Below are 17,455 nucleotides of genomic sequence, written 5' to 3' on the forward strand. Positions count from 1 at the left end.
CGATTGTCTGCGGCCTACGCTTGCGCGCCCCAGCAGAACGAGGTGGCATGAACCCAAAACTCGCACGCATTGCCGATCCGGCCACGCCGGGCAAGAAGGACCTTTTCTTCCTGCCGCTGGGCGGCACGGGCGAAATCGGCATGAACCTCAATCTCTATGGCCATGCCGGCAAGTGGCTGATGGTCGATCTCGGTGTGGCCTTCGGTGAGCATGACCTGCCGGGCATCGAGGTGGTGATGCCCGACCCTGACTTCATCGTGGAGCGGGCGGACAAGCTTGTCGGGCTGGTGCTGACCCATGGCCACGAGGATCACCTGGGCGCCGTGCCCTACCTCTGGCAGTATCTGCGCTGTCCAGTCTATGCCACGCCCTTCACCGCGTCGCTGCTGCGGCGCAAGCTGAAGGACGACCGGGTCGAGGATGCGCCGGAGATCATCGAGATCCCGCTGTCCAGCCGATTCGAGCTGGGCCCCTTCGACATCGAGTTGGTGACCCTGACCCATTCGATCCCCGAGCCCAATGCGCTGGTGATCCGTACCTCCTGCGGTACCGTGGTGCACACCGGGGACTGGAAGTTGGACCCGGACCCGCTGGTGGGCGAGGATTTCGATGCCCAGCGCCTGCGTGATGTCGCCAAGGAGGGGGTGCTGGCCATGGTCTGCGACAGCACCAACGTGCTGACGCCGGGCCGGGCCGGATCGGAACTCGATGTGCGCGAGGCTCTCGAGAAGGTGGTGGGTGAGTGCAAGAATCGGGTGGCCGTGGCCTGCTTCGCCAGCAATGTCGCGCGGCTCGAGACGGTCATGCGCGTCGCCGAGGCGCACGGGCGGCAGGTCGCGCTCGTGGGCCGTTCCATGCACCGGATCGTCGCCGCGGCGCGCGAGTCCGGATACCTCCAGGATCTGCCGCCGATCCTCGATGAGCGGGACATTGGCTATCTGCCGCGCGAGGAGGTGCTGCTGCTCTGCACCGGCAGTCAGGGCGAGCCCCGGGCTGCGCTCTGGCGCATCGCCAACGACGATCATCCGGAGGTGACGCTGGAGGAGGGTGACACGGTACTCTTCTCCTCCCGGGTGATTCCCGGCAACGAAAAGTCCATCCAGTCGCTCTACAACCTGCTCTCCCGCCGGGGAATCGAGGTGGTGAGTGCCGATGACGAAACGCCGATCCATGTCTCCGGCCATCCCTGCCGCGATGAGCTGTCCGAGATGTATCAGTGGGTGCGCCCGCGCATAGCGGTTCCGGTACATGGCGAGGCACGGCACCTGCATGCCCATGGCGAACTGGCCAAGACCTGCCAGGTCCCGGAAGTGGTGGTGGCTCAGAACGGAGCCATGGTGCAGTTGGCCCCGGGCGAGGCGACGGTGGTCGACCATGTGCATTCCGGGCGCCTGGCGCTCGACGGCAATGTGCTGCGGCCGGTGGATTCGCCGGTGCTGCGCCATCGCCGGCGCATGGTCTACAACGGCTCCGCTGCGGTGACGGTCGTGGTCGATCGTGACGGCGGCCTGCTGGTGGAGCCGCGCTTTGCTGCGCAAGGCCTCTACGATGCCGAAGAGGAACCGGAGGTGGAGGCCGATGCCGTACAGGCCATCGAGCAGGCCTTGCATCGCCTCTCCCGCCACGATCGCCGCCAGGACGGCCTGCTGAGCGAGGCGGTGCGTGTGGCGGTGCGTCGCGCCTTCCAGCGCGCCCTGGGCAAGAAGCCCGTGATCGAGGTACAGCTTATCCGGCTGGATTAGAGCGCGTGAATCCGGTCTAACCAAGCGATCGAAGGACGGTGGATAGATGATCGGACGGCTTAATCACGTTGCCATCGCGGTGCCGGATCTCGAAGCGGCAGCGGCAACCTATCGCGACACTTTGGGCGCGCGCGTGTCGGCGCCGCAGGCCGAGCCGGACCACGGCGTCACCGTGGTTTTCGTGGAACTGCCCAACACCAAGATCGAGCTGCTGCATCCCCTGGGGGAGAACTCGCCCATTGCCGGCTTCCTCGCCAAGAGCCCGGCTGGCGGCATCCACCACATCTGCTATGAGGTGGAGGACATCCTGGCGGCGCGCGACCGACTGCAGGCCCAGGGCGCGCGGGTGCTGGGCGACGGCGAGCCGAAGATCGGCGCGCACGGCAAGCCCGTGCTCTTTCTCCATCCCAAGGACTTCTGCGGCTCCCTGATTGAGCTGGAGCAGGTGTGAGGACGCGCCCATGACGTGGCTCAACGCCCTTGTCGTCTTTATCTGCGTCTGGTGGGTGGTGCTCTTCATGGTGCTGCCCTGGGGCGTGCGGCGGGTCGAGAATCCGGAGCCAGGGCACGAGCCCGGCGCGCCGGAAAAGCCCATGCTTTGGCGCAAGCTGATCGCCACGACCCTGCTGTCTATCGTGGTCTGGGGCGTGATCTATCTGCTGGTGGAACTAGAGCTCTTCTCGTTCCGTGAGATGGTTGCCGGCTGAGCGCCAACCTAACAAAAAAAATGGCAGGTGCGCCAGAAGCGAACCTGCCAGCCTGCGAAGCTTCCGCTATCGCTTTGATAGCCCCTCCAGCCTTCGTTCAACGGGCCGGAGGTGGGGCGCTCCTCCACGAGCTTGGGCCGTCTCCCTGCACGCACACGTTGGCGCGCGCAGCCATAGGTTTATAGCCGAAGTCCCAGAGGGTCGTCACCCGGTTTCTCCGGCCTCTTGGGAGAATTGCGATGGCGCTGGATCGCACCCGGCAAGAGGCCGGGCGCGATCCGCTTTTGCCTTTACAGGAAGGCGAACTTCACGCCGAAGAGCACCGCGATGACCAGGACGGCCAAGGGGCACTCGGACCAGCGACCGCTGACGATCTTGATGCCGGCGTAGGTGATGAAGCCGATGCCGATACCGTCGGCGATCGAGTAGGTCACCGGCATGGCAAAGGCCGTCACCACGGCCGGCGCGTAGACCGTGGGATCCTCCCAGTTCAGCTCCGACAGGCCGCGAGCCATGAGGCAGGCGACGAAGAGCAGCGCCGGTGCGGTGGCGTAGCCCGGCACGGTCTGGGCCAGCGGTGCGAAAAAGAGGCACAGCAGGAAGAGCATGGCCACGACGACGGCGGTCAAGCCGGTGCGACCGCCTGCCTTAATACCGGCGGCGCTTTCGATGTAGGAGGTGGTGGTCGAGGTGCCGAGCAGGGCGCCGAAGGCGGACGCCGAGGAATCGGCCAGCAGCGCCTTGCGCAGCCGCGGCAGCCGACCCTGGGCATCCAGCAGTCCGGCGCGATGCGCCACGCCCACCAGGGTGCCGGCCGTGTCGAAGAGATCGACGAAGAGGAAGGTGAAGACGATGGTCACCAGGCCGATCTGGAACGCCCCTGCCAGGTCGAGCTGGAGGAAGGTCGGGCTGGGGTCCGGCGGCGTATCCATGATGCCCTGGAAGGGCGAGACGCCCAGTCCCACACCGACAGCCGTGGTGGCAAGGATGCCGATGACGACGGCTCCGGGGATCCGGCGGGAATCCAGCGCGACCATCAGGATGAAGCCCGCAATCGCCAGGATGGCCGGCCAGGCGGTCAGGTCACCCAGCGAGACCAGTGTGGCTGGATGATCGACGACGATGCCGGCGTTCTTCAGCGCGATGATTGCCAGGAAGAGCCCGATGCCGGCGGAGATCGCCATTTTCAGCTCTTTGGGAATGGCGTTGATGATCCATTCACGGATCGGGAGCACCGAGATGATGATGAAGAGGATGGCCGAGAGGAAGATCGCGCCCAGCGCCACCTGCCACTCGTAGCCCATGCCGAGGACGACGCCGTAGGTAAAATAGGCGTTCAGTCCCATACCCGGCGCCAGGGCGATGGGGTAGTTGGCGTAGAGCCCCATGATCAGGGTGCCAATGGCCGCCGCCACGCAGGTGGCCACGAAGACCGCGCCGAAATCCATGCCGGTATCGGACAGGATCGCCGGGTTGACGATGGTGATATAGGCCATCGTCAGGAATGTGGTGAGTCCGGCCAGCACCTCGGTGCGCACGGTGGTGCCGTGCTCAGCCAGCTTGAAGTAGTTCTGCAGCATGCCTGCCCCCTGATTGCGCGGCGCCCTTGACCGCTGCAGCGCCTGGCCGGCCCTGCCATTCATGGGTCAAGGAAACAGCTCTGAGATCGTCATGAGGAATGCACTGGCCACCAGCTCTTGCGAGCCGCGGCGACCGACACCCCCGATGTGCCCGGTCGTTTCCCCTCTTTATCCGCCTTGCAGCGCGGGTTCCTTCGGCGCCATGACCAGAGCCAGCTTTCGCCTTGGCGGAAGCCAGCCCTGCCTTTGCCCGTGAAACGGCTCAGAAGCTAGTCCGGATACCCACATTCTGACCAGAATTTTGTTGTCGACTTGCCGCAAAACCCTGGAACAACCCGCGATGCAGGCGCTGAGTCGCGGCCTTTGTCGTTGCCCGAGGCGGCAGGTCGTGGAAAATCCAGCCTACGAGCGGACCGAGTCGCAGTTGCGAGTCTGAGGGCGATTGCCTTCAATCGGTATCGCCTGACGATCCGGTCCAAGTGAACAGTCTGTCGAGGTAATCCTGAAACGCGCAATGGCTGCACTTTCGTCCGGCCGGAAAGCACCATAGGTCGGCGCAGTGGACAGTGACTTCCCAGCGGAGATTCGAGCCGCCATTGGCCCCGTGAGTGCCAGCGAGCCGCTGCGCCACGGCGGCCGGCGCGTGAAGGCCGTGCTGCGCCATCAGCTGACCACGGCGGGCGGCGCGGAAGGGGCGTCGGAGTCTGTGCCCGACTTCGTGGTGGAGAAGCGCCTGCGCGTCGGAATCTGCGGCAGCCCGGCGCGCGAGGTGATGTTCTACAATCGCGTCGCCCCCTATATCGACCTGGCACCCCTCGACATGCCGCGGCTGCTCTATTCCGGTCGCTTCGGGCGCGAAGACCGCCTGATCATGGAGGGCGTTGCGGGGAAGATCCCCGGCCTGGGTCGTGTGCTGGGGCCGTTGTCCAAGGGCATTGTCGCGCTTGAAGCTTCCAGCAGCCGCTGGCTGGGCGGCCTGTCGTCGGGCGAACGGGAGGTGCTCGGGCCCATGGAGTACTTTGCTGCGCCGGGCCGTCTCGGGGGATTCCGCCAGGGCTTCCGCCACAATGCCCTGCACCTGGGAACGCTGCGCGGTGTTGGCTGGTCCGAGATGAAGCGCCTTTTCGCCATCAGGCGGACGCTCGCGGCGCTGGAGCAGCAGGTGCAGGCGGATGCGCCCTGCATCTGCCATCTGGACCTCAGCGGAAAAAACCTCATCCAGTCCGGGAAGCGTCTGACCCTGATCGACTGGGGAGAGGCCAGCATCGGCCGGCCCGGCTTCGATGTCGGCTGCATCCTGGCGCAGTTCGCGCGCAGGCACGTCGCAAGCGCCTATAAGAAGCGCCGCAGCACGCTGCTCAAGGCTTACAGCAAGCGGATGACGGCCGTCGCACCGGAGTTGCAGGACGCAGCGGAGCGGGGCCGGGTCTACTATCTCGGCTGCACCCTGCTGTTCCATCTCAGGCACAATCCGCAGGAATCGTCTCGCGACGAGCTGCTGCGCTGCATCGAGGAGGAGTTGGCTGAGCTCCCGGCCTGACGTGCGTTGCTCGCTCTGGCATAAGCCTCGCTCATGGGAGATGCGCGCTATTCTTGTTTGCCAAGCGGGCCCCCGCCGATCTTAACTGGCCCGCATATTCCCAATGCCAGCCAAGGCCCCTGTCACGATGTCCACTGCCCCAGCGAAGCCGGCACCCTCTCCCGCGGCCCTGATCACGCCGGTGCTGATTGGCGGTTCGCTCATCCTGATGCTCAGCTTCGCAGTGCGGGCCTCCTTTGGCGTGTTCCAGATCCCCATCGCGTCGGAGTTCGACTGGCCGCGTGCGGAGTTCTCGCTGGCCATCGCGATCCAGAACCTGGCCTGGGGTATCGGGCAACCGCTCTTCGCAGCCATCGGTGAGCGATTCGGCGACCGCCGGGCCATCATTCTGGGCGCGCTGACCTATGCGGTGGGGCTCCTGCTTTCGGCGATGTCGGTGACGCCGGAGGGGCACCAGGTCTGGAACGTGCTGATCGGCTTCGGTGTCGCTGGCACCGGATTTGGCGTGATCCTGGGAATCGTGGGTCGCGCGGCCTCGGACGAGCATCGCTCCATGACCCTGGGCATTGCCACCGCCGCGGGGTCGGCCGGGCAGGTGATTGGACCGCCGGCCGCCGGCTACCTGCTGGAGTTCATGGCCTGGCCCAGCGTCTTCTTGATCTTCGCTGCCGTGGTCATCGGCAGCCTGCTGTTGCTGCCCATGCTGCGTGCGCCGGAGAAGACGACCCGTCGTGAACTGGAGGAAAGCATGGGCACGGTGGTGGGCCGCGCCCTGCGCGACCGCAGTTACCTCCTGATCTTCCTCGGCTTTTTCTCCTGCGGCTACCAGTTGGCTTTCGTCACGGCGCACTTTCCCGCCTTCGTGACCGAGATGTGCAGCGCTATCGATCCCGGCGGGACGCTGGCGCAAATGGGAATCACCAACACCTCGCAGCTGGGCGCCTGGGCCATCGGTCTCATTGGCTTGGCGAACATCGGCGGCACGCTTCTGGCCGGCAAGCTGGGCAATTACTTCCCCAAGAAGTATCTGCTCGTTGCGATCTATACCGGCCGGACAGTGGTGGCGGCCTGGTTCATTCTCGTGCCGATGACGCCGACGACGGTGATCCTCTTCTCCCTTGTCATGGGCTCGCTCTGGCTGGCGACGGTGCCGCTGACCTCGGGCCTGGTGGCGCACATCTACGGCCTGCGCTACATGGGTACGCTTTACGGCATCGTCTTCTTCTCCCACCAGCTCGGCAGTTTCATTGGTGTCTGGCTGGGCGGGCACTTTTATGACCTCTATCACTCCTATGAACTGGTCTGGTGGGTGGGTGTCGGCGTGGGAGCCTTCTCCGCCATCGTGCACCTGCCGGTCCAGGAACGACCGCGTCAGCTGGCGCCCGCCTGACCCTTTCCGGAGACACGCCCATGCAAGCAAGCGAACACGACACCCTGGCGCAGCAGGTTCTGGCGCTGCGCGGAACCGGCGATCAGATCGCGCCCCTCACCGAATTTCACCCCGGCCTGGACATCACCGAGGCCTATGGCGTGGGCGCGCGCCTCAGGGCGCTGCGCGAGGAAGCGGGCGAGCCGGTGGTGGGCCGCAAGATCGGCTTCACCAACCGGAGCATCTGGCCGGAGTTCGGCATCAACCAGCCGATCTGGGGCTATGTCTACGCCGATACGCTGCACGATCTTGCGGTAGTCCAGGAAGGCTTCTCGCTGGCAGGAGTGCCGGAGCCGAAGATCGAACCGGAGATCATCCTGGGGCTGGCGCGGGCGCCGGAGCCGGGCATGGATGAGAGCGAGCTTTTCGCCTGTCTCGATTGGGTAGCGCACGGCTTCGAGATCGTGCAGTCGATCTATCCCGGCTGGCGCTTTACTGCGGCGGACACCATTGCCGCCGGCGGCCTGCACGCGGCGCTCCTGGTCGGACCCAAACGCAAACCCCAGGCGGAGGTGGGGTTCGAGGCGCTGCGCAGTTTCGGGATCTCCCTGCACCGCAACGGCGAGGCGGCGGATCGGGGCAAGGCGAGCAATGTGCTCGGCGGACCGCTGTCCGCCTTGCGGCATCTGGTGGAACTGCTGCCCGGCGACCCCTACAATCCACCTCTGTCCGCGGGCGAAATCATCACCACCGGCACGCTCACCCGGGCCTTCGATGTGGTGCCCGGCGAGGCTTGGCACAGCACGCTTGAGGGCATCGACCTGCCGGGAGCGAAACTCCGCTTCACCTAGGGAAGCCCTGGGGCCAGTGGTTGAACGCGAGGGTGATCGTCAGCCTTCGGCGGTGCCCTGTGGCTCCTGCTCCACTTCCTCGACGACGGCGCGCACAAGCGGCAGGCGCAGTTCGCGCCGCTCCGCCAGCGCACGCTGGTCGAGCCGTTCCACCAGCCGGCAAGCGGCGGCGTGGGAGCGCTCCATGCGCAAGAGCAGGTAGTCGATCACGCCGGCACCCGGGCGCAGTTGCCGGTCGGCGAAGAGTTTGACGAGCAGGGCGCCCATCAGGGCGTCGTCGGGCTCTCCCAGCGCGGCCACGGCGCCGCTTTCCAGGCGCGAGCGCAGGTCAGGCAGCGTAACGGTCCAGCGCGCGGGCGAATGGCGGGCTGTCAGCAGCAGATGGCCGCTGCGCTCGCGCATCAGGTTGTAGAGATGAAACAGTCCCCGTTCTGCTTCCGGCTGGCCCGCAAGGCGCTCCGCATCGTCCACCACCGCTGCCCGAGCGTCTCCCAGTGCCCCGGTCAAGGCCGCCGCATCTCCTTCGGCCGGATCGAGATCGACAGCGCCGCTGCGGGCGCGCCAGACCTGTGCTAGGTGCGTCTTGCCGCACCCGGCCGGGCCAACCAGGGTGACCAGAGGCACCGGCCAGTCGGGCCAGGCGTCGATCCAGCCGGCGGCCACGGCGTTGCAGGGCGCCACCAGGAAGTCCTCGCGCCCCAGCGCCGGGCGCGGTTCCAGTGCCAGAGGTATCTGCCGGGTCGCAGTCATGGGGGTGGACCGCTCTGGGCGCCGGGGCCGTCATCGTGGTCGTTGCCTTGATAGAGGCGCGACGCGAGATAGTTCTCCAACGCAAAGCGTGTGCCGACTCCCATCACGGCCGCAACGGGAAGCGCCAGCAGCACGCCGAGGAAACCAAAAAGCGCCCCGCCCGCCAGAACTACCAGAATGACGATGACCGGATGCAGCCCGATGCGATCGCCCACCAGCTTGGGCGTCAGCACATTGCCCTCCAAGGCCTGCCCGGCGAAGAAGATCGCCATGACCGCGCCGATGCGCAGCCAGTCGTCGAACTGGAGCAGCGCCAAGCCCACCGATAGCAGGAAACCCACCACAGCCCCCAGGAAGGGCACGAAAGACAGCATCCCGGCGGTCAGGCCCACCACCAGTCCTGAGGGAAGCCCGACAAGCGTCAAGCTCACAGAGTAGAAGGCCGACAGCACGAGGCAGACCGTAAGCACGCCCCGGACATAGCCTGCAAGGATGTCATCGACCTCACGCGCGAGGCGGCGGATGGTCGGAGCCTGCGGCCGCGGCAGCCAGGAATCCACCTCGGCCACCATACGGTCCCAGTCGCGCAGCAGAAAATAGGAGACCACCGGGGTCAGGAACATCAGCCCCAGCAGGTTGATGACGGCAGCGCCGCCGGACAGCAGCCGTGAGGCGGCTTCCGCCATCAAAGAGGCGGCATTGCCCACAGAGCCGGACAGGGCTTCCTGAGCCTGGGTCACGAGGTCACCGGCCATCCGGGAATCGAGACGCTGCAGCAGGCGCTCGGCTGCCCCGCGCGCCTGCTCCACCAGGCTCGGCAGGCGCTCGGCGAGATCAACGACCTGGGAGACCGCTGCCGGCAGGATCAGGGCCAGCACCAAAACGAAGGCCAGGCCGCAGAAAATGGTGACCACCCAGGTGGACAGGGTGCGCGAGAGCCCCAGACGTTCCAATCGGTCGCACAGGGGGTCCAGGAAGTAGGCCACGGCCATGCCGGCCACGAAAGGCAGCAGGATGCCGCTCAACTCCCGCATCAGCAGCACAGTGCCGGCGAGAAAGATCAACCAGAATGCGGTCGTCCAACGCGCGTTCACTCCGGATCCTCCGAGCGCATTGCGGCGCCGCCCCAGGTGATGACATAGGCCGCCCCGCTGAGCAGCGTGGTCAGGCCGGTGGCCCAGATCAGCAGGCTGTCGATCATCGTGGGCAAGGCGATGCCAAGTCCGGGCTGGGCGAGGATAACGGCAACCAGGAGAATTTGCATCGCCGTATTGACCTTGCTGATCAGCAAGGGGCGCGGCTTCAACTCGTCCGTCAGCTGGTGATAGAGCACCGCCCCGCCGACGATCATGAAATCTCGCGAGACCACAAGGATCACCAGCCAGAGGGGGATATAATCCTGCATGCCGAGAGTGACGAAGGCCGCAACGAGGAGGACCTTGTCCGCCAGGGGATCAAGGAAGGTGCCCAGCCGGGTGACGCAGTTCCAGCGCTTGGCGATCAAGCCGTCGAGCGCATCCGACACACCGGCCGCCACGAAGATCCAGAAGGCGGCGGCCGTCTGGCCCAGGAGCACGAAGTAGACCAGCCCCGGCACCGCCAGAAAGCGGGCCAGAGTGATCAGGTTCGGCACCCAGGGCAGCAGACCCGCCGGCTTCACTGCAGGACGTCGTCAGCCCGGCGCTGGTCGCCTTCGTCGTCGTCCGGCCGGAGGTCGTCGGGGGCGTTGACGCCGACCAATGGCGCTTCAGCTCCATTATCTCCGAAGTCGGAATAGGCGGCCTGCAGATGAAGCTCCCAGCTCGGCCAGCCGGGACGTGCCTCGGGCAGGCGCTCGAGACGCAGGCTCCGGGCTGCCAGGGCGCGAGACAACTCCTCCTCGTCACCCACGAACGCCAGGGAGACGATGCCCTCGCTGCGGCTGAGGTGGCGGATTTCGTGGCCGGTGACACGGCTGCTGTCCTGCAGGCGACGGCGCACCTCCACCCAGTCCCGCAAGCTGTTGATCGGAACGCGGACGAGCAGATCATCCTGGCGGTCGAAGCTCAGTACGTTGGCGCGCTTCCACTCGCCTTGCACCCGGCCGTCGACCTCATCCACCGCGCGATCATAGAAACGACGCGTCGGCTCGCCGTCCTGCTGGCGCAGTGATGCCATTTCAAGGCCGCCGTCGCGCTGTGGCCCGATGCGCCGCAGTTCGATCGACAGTCCCGCATTGCCGCTTTCCGGATTGCCGCTCAGCCGCGCGATGCTGACCAGGACCTCCTCCGCGTCATAGGTGGCCGCAATGGCATCCAGGGCGTCACGGTCCAGCGCTTCGGCCCGGGCGGCGTCGATGGCGGCGATGTCGTTCAGATCGCCCAGCGGCACCTCGATCGGCACCAGGCCGGCCTCGGTCCGGCGTGCCCAGGCATCGCGCCAGGGGTTCGGTTCCTCCCAGAGGCGAGTGCCGTTGGAGTCGGCGAACAGCGGCACGACAAGAAGGTGCGGACCGCGCTGCTCGGCGTAGGGCACGTTGGCCTCGCGCAGGATGCGGCGCACTTCACCGGGCTTGAAGCGTACGCTCATTTCGGCCGAATAGCGGTCATCGCCGCTGCGCTCGTTGGATACGCCGAAATCCTCGATCAGGTTGAGGATGCGCTCGCTGCTGAGCGAGGGAGCCTGGCCCATCCGGTCAGAGGGGATCAGGCGCTCCCAGAGACGCCGCAGGGCACGACTCTGCCCCATGGCCAGGGCCGCTTCGCGGGCCTGAGTGGCGTCGGAGGCCGTGGCCTCGACGGCGACGCCGCGGACGGTGTAGAGGTCCTGGGCCGCCGCGGGGAGGGCCAGAAACAGGGCGGAAAACAGGAGTACCAGACGGCCGGCGAAGCGCGGGAACGACATTGCATGCCCTTTCGGAATGCTTATTCTCCGCCCTGCCCGACAAGCACGCGGGCAGGGTCGCCTATCTGATTATCGCAAGTCGAAGGGCGAGACAAACGCGAGGCAGCATGACAGAGCGCACCTATCGGGCCGCCGGCGTCGATATCGATGCGGGCAACAGTCTCGTCGAGGCGATCAAGCCACTTGCCAAGTCCACCGCCCGGACAGGCGTCAGCGGGGGACTGGGTGGATTCGGTGCGGTTTTCGACCTCAAGGCGGCCGGCTTTCAGGATCCGCTGCTGGTCTCCTGCACCGACGGCGTGGGCACCAAACTCAAGGTCGCCATCGCGGCCGGGCGCTATGACACGGTGGGCATCGACCTGGTGGCCATGTGCGTCAACGATCTGGTGGTTCAAGGTGCCGAGCCGCTCTTCTTCCTGGATTACTATGCCGTCGGGAAGCTGGACCCCGCGAAGGGCCGCGACATCGTAGCCGGCATCGCCGAGGGCTGTCGCCAGGCCGGATGCGCACTGGTGGGTGGAGAGACAGCGGAGATGCCGGGGCTTTATGCCGAGGGCGATTACGATCTCGCGGGCTTCTCGGTGGGTGCAGTCGAGCGGGGAGACCTGATCGACGGCAGCGGGGCGCGCCCTGGTGACATCCTGCTGGGCCTTGCATCCAGCGGCCTGCACTCCAATGGCTTCTCCCTGGTGCGCAAGGTCGTGGCCGATCTGGGCTTGGACTATGCGGCGCCGGCACCCTTCGATCCGAGCCAGAGCCTGGCCGAGGCACTGTTGGAGCCGACCCGCATCTATGTGAAGTCCTGCCTCGCCGCGATTCGTGCAGGCGGCGTGCGCAGCCTGGCGCACATCACAGGCGGTGGCCTGCCGGAGAATCTGCCACGGGTGCTGCCCGAGGGCCTGTCGGCCCGCATCGACGTGACGACCTGGCCGCGTGCCGCGGTCTTCGATTGGCTCGCCGAGGCGGGTGAGGTGCCGGCGGACGATCTCTATCGCACCTTCAACGCCGGGATCGGCATGGTCTTGGTGGTCGCGCCCGAGGCCGAAGTCGCGGTCAGCGAAGCGCTGCGTGGGGCAGGCGAGGAGGTCTATCTGCTCGGCCGCCTGGAAGAGCGCGCGGGACCGGCAAGCGTGCGGCTGGAAGGCCTGGCGCGGTGACGCGGCTGCGCGTCGGTGTCCTGGTATCCGGCCGCGGCAGCAACCTGCAGGCCCTGCTTGATGCGGCCGCCGACCCTGCCTTTCCGGCCGAGATCGTCCTGGTGCTCTCCAACATCGCCGGCGTCCAGGCGCTGGAGCGTGCCGCGGCAGCCGGCGTGCCGGGAGAAACCATTTCGCACCGGGCCTACCCCTCGCGCGAAGCCTTCGAACGAGCGCTGACTGAAACGCTGGAAGCTGCGGGCGTGGATCTGGTCTGCCAGGCCGGTTTCATGCGCATCGTCACGCCCTGGTTCGTCGAGCACTGGCGCGATCGCTTGATCAACATCCATCCCTCGCTGCTGCCGGCCTTTCCGGGGCTCGATACCCACGCCCGGGCGCTTGCCGCCGGCGTGAAGCTGCATGGCTGCAGCGTGCACTACGTGCGCACCGAGGTGGACAGCGGGCCGATCATCGGCCAGGCGGCGGTGCCGGTGCTGGCCGACGACGATCCGGATCGTCTGGCCGCGCGGGTGCTGGCGGCGGAACATCGGCTCTATCCGCACTGTCTGCGCCTGCTGGCCGAGGGCCGGCTGACGCTTGAGGGGGAGCGGGTGCGCGTGGACGGTGGCAGGGACGATGCCCTGCTGATCAACCCGCCGCTGTAGCCTCGAGCGGCGCCGCCGCTTCCTGCGTCAAGGCGGCTTCGCAGGCGGCGCGGCGTCGGAAGGGCGACCCCTGGGTTTGCCCCAGAAAGTCGGCAACGCGGGCATAGCCACGCCGGCCGAAGTCTTCCAAAAGCCCGCTGCGCAGCCAGGTCTCCGCCTGCGCCTCCCGCTTGCGGGCGAGGCGTTGCTCGCCCTCCAGCCAGTCCCGGTGGCTCCGCAGGGCGCCTTCCAGTTCCTCCAGGCCTTCACCCGTTTCCGCCGAGCAGGCCAGGCAATGCACCGACCAGCCGGCTTCGCTCTCGACCAGAGACAAAGCGCCGCGCAGGTCCTCCAGTGCGCGGCGCGCCGCGGGGCCGCTGTCGGCCTTGGTCACGGCGGCCACATGGGGGATCTCCATGATCCCCGCCTTCATGAACTGCAGCGAGTCACCGCTGCCGGGCTGCACGCAGAAGAGCACGCTGTCGGCCAGACCGGCCACATCGGTCTCCGACTGCCCGACCCCGACAGTCTCGACGATGACCTCGTCGAACAGTGCACGCATCAGGATCGCGGCGCTCCAGGTGAGGCTGGCAAGGCCGCCCAGGCGGTCCCGCGCCGCCATGGAGCGAACGAAGAGGTTAGGATCTTCTGGATCGGCGAGGAGCCGTACACGGTCGCCCAGCAGCGCGCCGGTCAGCGTGGATTTGCCCACACCCGGCGGACCGGTGATCCCCAGGATATGGCCTTGCGGCCTGCGCCAGGCGGCATCGAGCAGGGCCAGCACCTCCGGGGCCTGCGGGCGGCGCTCAATGCGCGCCAGAGCCCGGGCGAGCCCCGCCTTACCTCCGCTTCGCAGCCTGTCCAATTCCGCTGTGTCCATGGGCGCGGAAGGTGACAGAGCCTTGGAAAAGAGGCAAACCTCTTGCCTGCAGGATCGAGCGAAAAAGGGGAGCGCGTCATGCAGGGCCTGGGAAGAATCGCAGCGGTGTCGGAGCGCTTGAAGCCGGGAGAGACCAGCGCGCGAGCGCTCGCCGAAGCGGCGCTGGAGCGCATTGCCGATCCGCAGGGCGAGGGCGCACGGGCTTTCGTCGGCCTCGATCGCGACAAGGTCCTGGCCCAGGCCGAGGCGGCCGACACCTTGCGCGCCGCTGGCGCCGCCGCCGGACCGTTGGCCGGAATTCCCATCTCGATCAAGGACCTCTTCGACGTGGCGGGCGAGGTGACCCGCGCGGGCTCGCGGGCGCTCTACGATGCGCCGCCGGCGCAACAGGACGCGCCAGCCATCGCCCGTCTGCGCAGCGCCGGCGCGGTGCTCTTGGGCCGCACGAACATGACCGAGTTCGCCTACTCCGGCCTCGGGCTCAACCCGCATTACGGCACGCCCGGCAATCCCGCCGACCGCAGCCGCATTCCCGGCGGCTCCTCCTCGGGGGCGGCGGTTTCGGTGGCCGACGGCATGGCGGTTGCGGCCATCGGCAGCGACACAGGCGGCTCGGTGCGCATCCCCTCGGCGCTCTGCGGCCTTGTCGGCTTCAAGCCCACGGCGCGCCGGATACCGCTGGACGGGGCGGTGCCGCTTGCGACCAGCCTCGACTCCATCGGGCCCTTGGCGCAAAGCGTCGCCTGCTGCGCGTTGCTGGATGCGATCATGGCCGGGGAGCGCCCGTCGGAGCTGACGGCGCGCCCGCTGCGCAGCCTGCGGTTTGCCGTGCCGCGCCACTACATGCTGGAGGAGATGGACGAAACGGTGGCCGCGGCCTTCTCGGCTGCGCTCACACGGCTCTCGGCCGCTGGCGTGACCATCGAGGAGATCGACTTCCCGGAACTGGACGAGCTGCCGGCACTGGGCGCCAAGGGCGGTTTTCCGGCCGCGGAATCCTGGCACTGGCACCGCGAACTCTTGGCGCGCGCCGGGGATCGTTACGATCCGCGCGTGCGCAGCCGGATCGAGCGGGGGGCGGCCATGAGCGCAGCGGATTATCTCGATCTACTTGAGGGGCGCGGGGCCTTGATCGAGGCGGCCGACAGGCACCTGCGCGACTGGGACGCCTTGCTGACGCCCACCGTTCCGGTGGTGGCGCCACGCATCGACAGCCTGGAGAGCGACGAGGCCTACACGCGTCTCAACATGCTGATCCTGCGCAACCCGACAGTGGGCAACATGCTCGACCTCTGCGGCATCAGCCTGCCCTGTCACGCTCCGGGCAGCCTGCCGGTCGGCCTGATGCTGATGGGGCGCAACGGCAATGATGCCGATCTGCTGCGCCAGGCGGCCGCGGTGGAGGCGCTGTTCACATGAGCGATTACGGTCGAGACCTCGAGAGACGAGATAAAGCGTACAGGGAGAGAGCCGTGAGGGAACTTAGCCTCTTGCTCGAGCGCGCCGAGGCGAGCGGTATCAGCGACCGAAGCCTGCCGGAGGTCTTCGAAGTCGCGCGCCAGGAGGCGCGGCAAAGAGGCTTGCTGCGTTCCGACAGATGAGCTCACCAAAGCTGGCCAGGATGCACTCGCACCATCTCCTCGCTCATCTGAGCAACCCGTGGAACTTCCCGGCGCACCATCCCTTTCATTCAATTGACGGGACTCGGTGCTCTGACTAGGGTCCGGCGCTTCGTTCGGCTCTTCGCTTCTGGAGCCGGTTTATGACAGGGAACCATTCGCCATGCGCAGCTATGAAGGCCAGCTTTCTGACAACCGTCCGATCAAGCGGACCCGGGAGGAGAAGCAGCGCCAGCTTGCAGAGTTGGAGCAGCAGCGTGCTGCCCTGAAGCAGCATGCCGCGCCGGCCCTGCGCCAGGCGATGGACAAGCGTATCGCCGACCTCAAGGAAGAACTTTCCCGTCCTCCGGAGCCGCCGCGGCGCGAACAGCGTCAGCGGGACGGTGAGGGGCGGCCGCGTCGGGAACGGCGCGAAGGCGGCGCGCCACCGCGCCCGCGCCGCTGAGAACCGCGTGTTGCCCTAGTCCTGCCGAGACTGGCCCTGCCGAGAATGGAATAAGGGCAAGCCGCCGTCCCTGTCTTGAAGAACTATTAGGCGGGCATCCCGCAGCGAGTACAGTGAGCTACTGAAGGCAGGGCGGGAGGTTCTGGTGAGCCAAGCAGAACAAGACGGGCACTCTGAGCAGTCGAGGTTTCGGCGGGTGGCCGTCGTAGGTGGGGGCGCCTGGGGCACGGCCCTGGCTCTCACTGCGGAGCGGGCTGGCAGCGCCACCAGTTTGTGGGTGCGCGAGGCCGAGGCCGTGGAGGCGATTCGCGCGACCGGCTGCAATCCCTTCCTTCCGGAACATCGGCTTCCCGAGGCATTGACGGTCAGCAGCGACCTGGGCGAGGCCCTGACTGCTGCCGACCTGGTGCTCATGGTGGTGCCCTCGCAGTTCCTGCGTCCGCTGGCCCGCGAGGTGGAGGCCCTGCTGGCACCGCGCATTCCCGTGGTGATCTGCAGCAAGGGCATCGAGGCGGAGTCCGGAGCGCTGATGAGCCAGATCGTCACCGAGGAGATGCCAGGGCGTCCCTGGGCGGTGCTGTCCGGGCCCAGCTTCGCTGCCGAGGTGGCCGAGGGGCAGCCCACGGCTGTGACCATTGCTGCGCGTGAGGCCTCCATGGCCGATCCGGCGACGATGCCCTTGGGCCTGGCCGCGCAGGTAGCGCTGACGCTCGGAACGCCGAACTTCCGCCCTTATCTCTCCGATGATCCCGTCGGCGTGGAGGTGGGTGGCGCAGTTAAGAACGTGATCGCCATCGCCTGTGGGATCGCTGCCGGGCAGGGCCTGGGCTCCAACCCGCGCGCGGCACTGATCACCCGTGGCCTGGCCGAGATCAAGCGCCTGGCCGAGGCGCTGGGCGGACGGCGAGAGACAGTGAGCGGCCTTGCCGGCATGGGCGACCTGACGTTGACCTGCTCCAGCGAGCAGTCGCGCAATTTCTCCTTCGGCAAGGCGTTGGGCGAAGGCCGCAGCGTGGAGGAGGCCCTGGCGGGCAAGACGGCGGTGGTCGAAGGCGCCGAGAACGCGCGCTCGGTCACTGCGCTGGCGCGCCGGCTCGGCGTCGAAATGCCTATCTGCGAGGCTGTCGACGCCATTCTGCATGAGGGCCGCTCGGTGGAGAGCGCCATCCAGGCCCTGCTGATCCGCCCACTGCGGGGCGAGTCCCGGGCGCTGGAGCCGCATGTGGCACTGCGCCATCCCGCCGGCGGTTCTCGATCCGGAACATCGGATTCCGAAGCCTCGTGATACCGGATCCTGGTTGCTGGCGAG

Annotated in this window: 18 protein-coding genes; 12 read left to right on the forward strand and 6 right to left on the reverse strand. The window is 67.1% G+C overall.

Features of this window, described 5'->3' with window-relative positions:
- Window positions 1–47 precede the first annotated feature (47 nt).
- The 3 genes from ABZ720_RS03940 to ABZ720_RS03950 are packed head-to-tail and all read left to right on the forward strand — an operon-like array spanning window position 48 to window position 2,449.
- Entirely contained in the window at window positions 48–1,742 is a 1,695-nt protein-coding gene (locus ABZ720_RS03940) for a ribonuclease J (protein WP_366554027.1), read from the forward strand.
- Window positions 1,743–1,788: 46 nt separating this feature from the next.
- Complete coding sequence (gene mce / locus ABZ720_RS03945; RefSeq protein ID WP_366554029.1) at window positions 1,789–2,193, forward strand: methylmalonyl-CoA epimerase; 405 nt, start codon at window positions 1,789–1,791, stop codon at window positions 2,191–2,193.
- Window positions 2,194–2,203: 10 nt separating this feature from the next.
- Window positions 2,204–2,449 (forward strand): DUF1467 family protein, encoded by a 246-nt coding sequence (locus ABZ720_RS03950; RefSeq protein ID WP_366554031.1) that lies wholly within the window; start codon window positions 2,204–2,206, stop codon window positions 2,447–2,449.
- Window positions 2,450–2,739: 290 nt separating this feature from the next.
- On the opposite strand, the gene ABZ720_RS03955 is transcribed toward ABZ720_RS03950, so the two are convergent.
- On the reverse strand, window positions 2,740–4,029 hold the full coding sequence (locus ABZ720_RS03955) for an NCS2 family permease (RefSeq protein WP_366554033.1): 1,290 nt from the start codon (window positions 4,027–4,029) through the stop codon (window positions 2,740–2,742).
- 559 nt (window positions 4,030–4,588) lie between these two features.
- On the opposite strand from ABZ720_RS03955, the gene ABZ720_RS03960 reads away from it, so the two are divergent.
- The 3 genes from ABZ720_RS03960 to ABZ720_RS03970 all read left to right on the forward strand — a co-directional run bounded on the left by ABZ720_RS03960 (window position 4,589) and on the right by ABZ720_RS03970 (window position 7,789).
- Window positions 4,589–5,569, forward strand: a complete 981-nt coding sequence (locus tag ABZ720_RS03960) for a phosphotransferase (RefSeq protein WP_366554035.1) — start codon at window positions 4,589–4,591, stop codon at window positions 5,567–5,569.
- 127 nt (window positions 5,570–5,696) lie between these two features.
- Window positions 5,697–6,959, forward strand: coding sequence for an MFS transporter (locus ABZ720_RS03965; protein WP_366554037.1), 1,263 nt, complete (start codon window positions 5,697–5,699; stop codon window positions 6,957–6,959).
- A 20-nt stretch (window positions 6,960–6,979) separates the two neighbouring features.
- The gene (locus ABZ720_RS03970; RefSeq protein ID WP_366554039.1) at window positions 6,980–7,789 is read left to right on the forward strand and encodes a 2-keto-4-pentenoate hydratase; all 810 of its coding nucleotides are present in this window, start codon (window positions 6,980–6,982) and stop codon (window positions 7,787–7,789) included.
- Window positions 7,790–7,828: 39 nt separating this feature from the next.
- On the opposite strand, the gene ABZ720_RS03975 is transcribed toward ABZ720_RS03970, so the two are convergent.
- From ABZ720_RS03975 to ABZ720_RS03990, 4 genes are read right to left on the reverse strand one after another with little or no spacing between them, the layout of a single operon-like run.
- Window positions 7,829–8,539: an HdaA/DnaA family protein gene (locus ABZ720_RS03975; RefSeq protein WP_366554041.1), complete on the reverse strand. Its 711-nt coding sequence runs from the start codon at window positions 8,537–8,539 to the stop codon at window positions 7,829–7,831.
- Complete coding sequence (locus tag ABZ720_RS03980; protein WP_366554043.1) at window positions 8,536–9,633, reverse strand: AI-2E family transporter; 1,098 nt, start codon at window positions 9,631–9,633, stop codon at window positions 8,536–8,538. Before ABZ720_RS03980 ends, ABZ720_RS03975 begins: the two co-directional genes overlap by 4 nt.
- The gene (locus ABZ720_RS03985) at window positions 9,630–10,199 is read right to left on the reverse strand and encodes a CDP-alcohol phosphatidyltransferase family protein (protein ID WP_366554045.1); all 570 of its coding nucleotides are present in this window, start codon (window positions 10,197–10,199) and stop codon (window positions 9,630–9,632) included. The genes ABZ720_RS03980 and ABZ720_RS03985 overlap by 4 nt, the downstream gene beginning before the upstream one ends.
- On the reverse strand, window positions 10,196–11,422 hold the full coding sequence (locus tag ABZ720_RS03990) for a DUF2066 domain-containing protein (protein ID WP_366554047.1): 1,227 nt from the start codon (window positions 11,420–11,422) through the stop codon (window positions 10,196–10,198). The genes ABZ720_RS03985 and ABZ720_RS03990 overlap by 4 nt, the downstream gene beginning before the upstream one ends.
- 107 nt (window positions 11,423–11,529) lie before the next feature.
- Between ABZ720_RS03990 and purM the strand changes: the two genes are divergently transcribed.
- Together purM and purN are read left to right on the forward strand one after the other, a co-directional pair.
- The gene (gene purM, locus ABZ720_RS03995) at window positions 11,530–12,579 is read left to right on the forward strand and encodes a phosphoribosylformylglycinamidine cyclo-ligase (protein WP_366554049.1); all 1,050 of its coding nucleotides are present in this window, start codon (window positions 11,530–11,532) and stop codon (window positions 12,577–12,579) included.
- On the forward strand, window positions 12,576–13,223 hold the full coding sequence (gene purN, locus ABZ720_RS04000; RefSeq protein WP_366554051.1) for a phosphoribosylglycinamide formyltransferase: 648 nt from the start codon (window positions 12,576–12,578) through the stop codon (window positions 13,221–13,223). Before purM ends, purN begins: the two co-directional genes overlap by 4 nt.
- Here the strand turns inward: purN and ABZ720_RS04005 are convergent.
- A complete protein-coding gene (locus ABZ720_RS04005; RefSeq protein WP_366554053.1) occupies window positions 13,207–14,067 on the reverse strand; it encodes an ArgK/MeaB family GTPase in 861 nt (286 codons plus the stop codon). The genes purN and ABZ720_RS04005 overlap by 17 nt on opposite strands.
- A gap of 93 nt (window positions 14,068–14,160) precedes the next feature.
- Here ABZ720_RS04005 and ABZ720_RS04010 point away from each other — a divergent pair, with 93 nt between their 5' ends.
- The 4 genes from ABZ720_RS04010 (at window position 14,161) to ABZ720_RS04025 (ending at window position 17,431) form a co-directional block, all read left to right on the forward strand.
- Window positions 14,161–15,501, forward strand: a complete 1,341-nt coding sequence (locus tag ABZ720_RS04010; protein ID WP_366554055.1) for an amidase — start codon at window positions 14,161–14,163, stop codon at window positions 15,499–15,501.
- A gap of 53 nt (window positions 15,502–15,554) precedes the next feature.
- Complete coding sequence (locus ABZ720_RS04015) at window positions 15,555–15,683, forward strand: hypothetical protein (protein WP_366554057.1); 129 nt, start codon at window positions 15,555–15,557, stop codon at window positions 15,681–15,683.
- A gap of 181 nt (window positions 15,684–15,864) precedes the next feature.
- Window positions 15,865–16,146, forward strand: a complete 282-nt coding sequence (locus ABZ720_RS04020) for a hypothetical protein (protein WP_366554059.1) — start codon at window positions 15,865–15,867, stop codon at window positions 16,144–16,146.
- 145 nt (window positions 16,147–16,291) lie between these two features.
- The gene (locus ABZ720_RS04025; RefSeq protein ID WP_366554061.1) at window positions 16,292–17,431 is read left to right on the forward strand and encodes an NAD(P)H-dependent glycerol-3-phosphate dehydrogenase; all 1,140 of its coding nucleotides are present in this window, start codon (window positions 16,292–16,294) and stop codon (window positions 17,429–17,431) included.
- Window positions 17,432–17,455: the final 24 nt, after the last annotated feature.

The organism is Aquibaculum sediminis, from assembly GCF_040712085.1.
Classification (GTDB): Bacteria; Pseudomonadota; Alphaproteobacteria; order Kiloniellales; family DSM-21159; genus Aquibaculum; species Aquibaculum sediminis.

Bases quoted from the DNA above. Each gene is read 5' to 3' on its own strand.
- ABZ720_RS03940 (WP_366554027.1), top strand. From the start codon at position 48: ATGAACCCAAAACTCGCACGCATTGCCGATCCGGCCACGCCGGGCAAG.
- purM (WP_366554049.1), top strand. From the start codon at position 11,530: ATGACAGAGCGCACCTATCGGGCCGCCGGCGTCGATATCGATGCGGGC.
- ABZ720_RS03965 (WP_366554037.1), top strand. From the start codon at position 5,697: ATGTCCACTGCCCCAGCGAAGCCGGCACCCTCTCCCGCGGCCCTGATC.
- ABZ720_RS04020 (WP_366554059.1), top strand. From the start codon at position 15,865: ATGCGCAGCTATGAAGGCCAGCTTTCTGACAACCGTCCGATCAAGCGG.
- ABZ720_RS03990 (WP_366554047.1), bottom strand. From the start codon at position 11,422: ATGTCGTTCCCGCGCTTCGCCGGCCGTCTGGTACTCCTGTTTTCCGCC.
- ABZ720_RS03955 (WP_366554033.1), bottom strand. From the start codon at position 4,029: ATGCTGCAGAACTACTTCAAGCTGGCTGAGCACGGCACCACCGTGCGC.
- ABZ720_RS03950 (WP_366554031.1), top strand. From the start codon at position 2,204: ATGACGTGGCTCAACGCCCTTGTCGTCTTTATCTGCGTCTGGTGGGTG.
- ABZ720_RS04010 (WP_366554055.1), top strand. From the start codon at position 14,161: ATGCAGGGCCTGGGAAGAATCGCAGCGGTGTCGGAGCGCTTGAAGCCG.
- mce (WP_366554029.1), top strand. From the start codon at position 1,789: ATGATCGGACGGCTTAATCACGTTGCCATCGCGGTGCCGGATCTCGAA.
- ABZ720_RS03975 (WP_366554041.1), bottom strand. From the start codon at position 8,539: ATGACTGCGACCCGGCAGATACCTCTGGCACTGGAACCGCGCCCGGCG.
- ABZ720_RS03970 (WP_366554039.1), top strand. From the start codon at position 6,980: ATGCAAGCAAGCGAACACGACACCCTGGCGCAGCAGGTTCTGGCGCTG.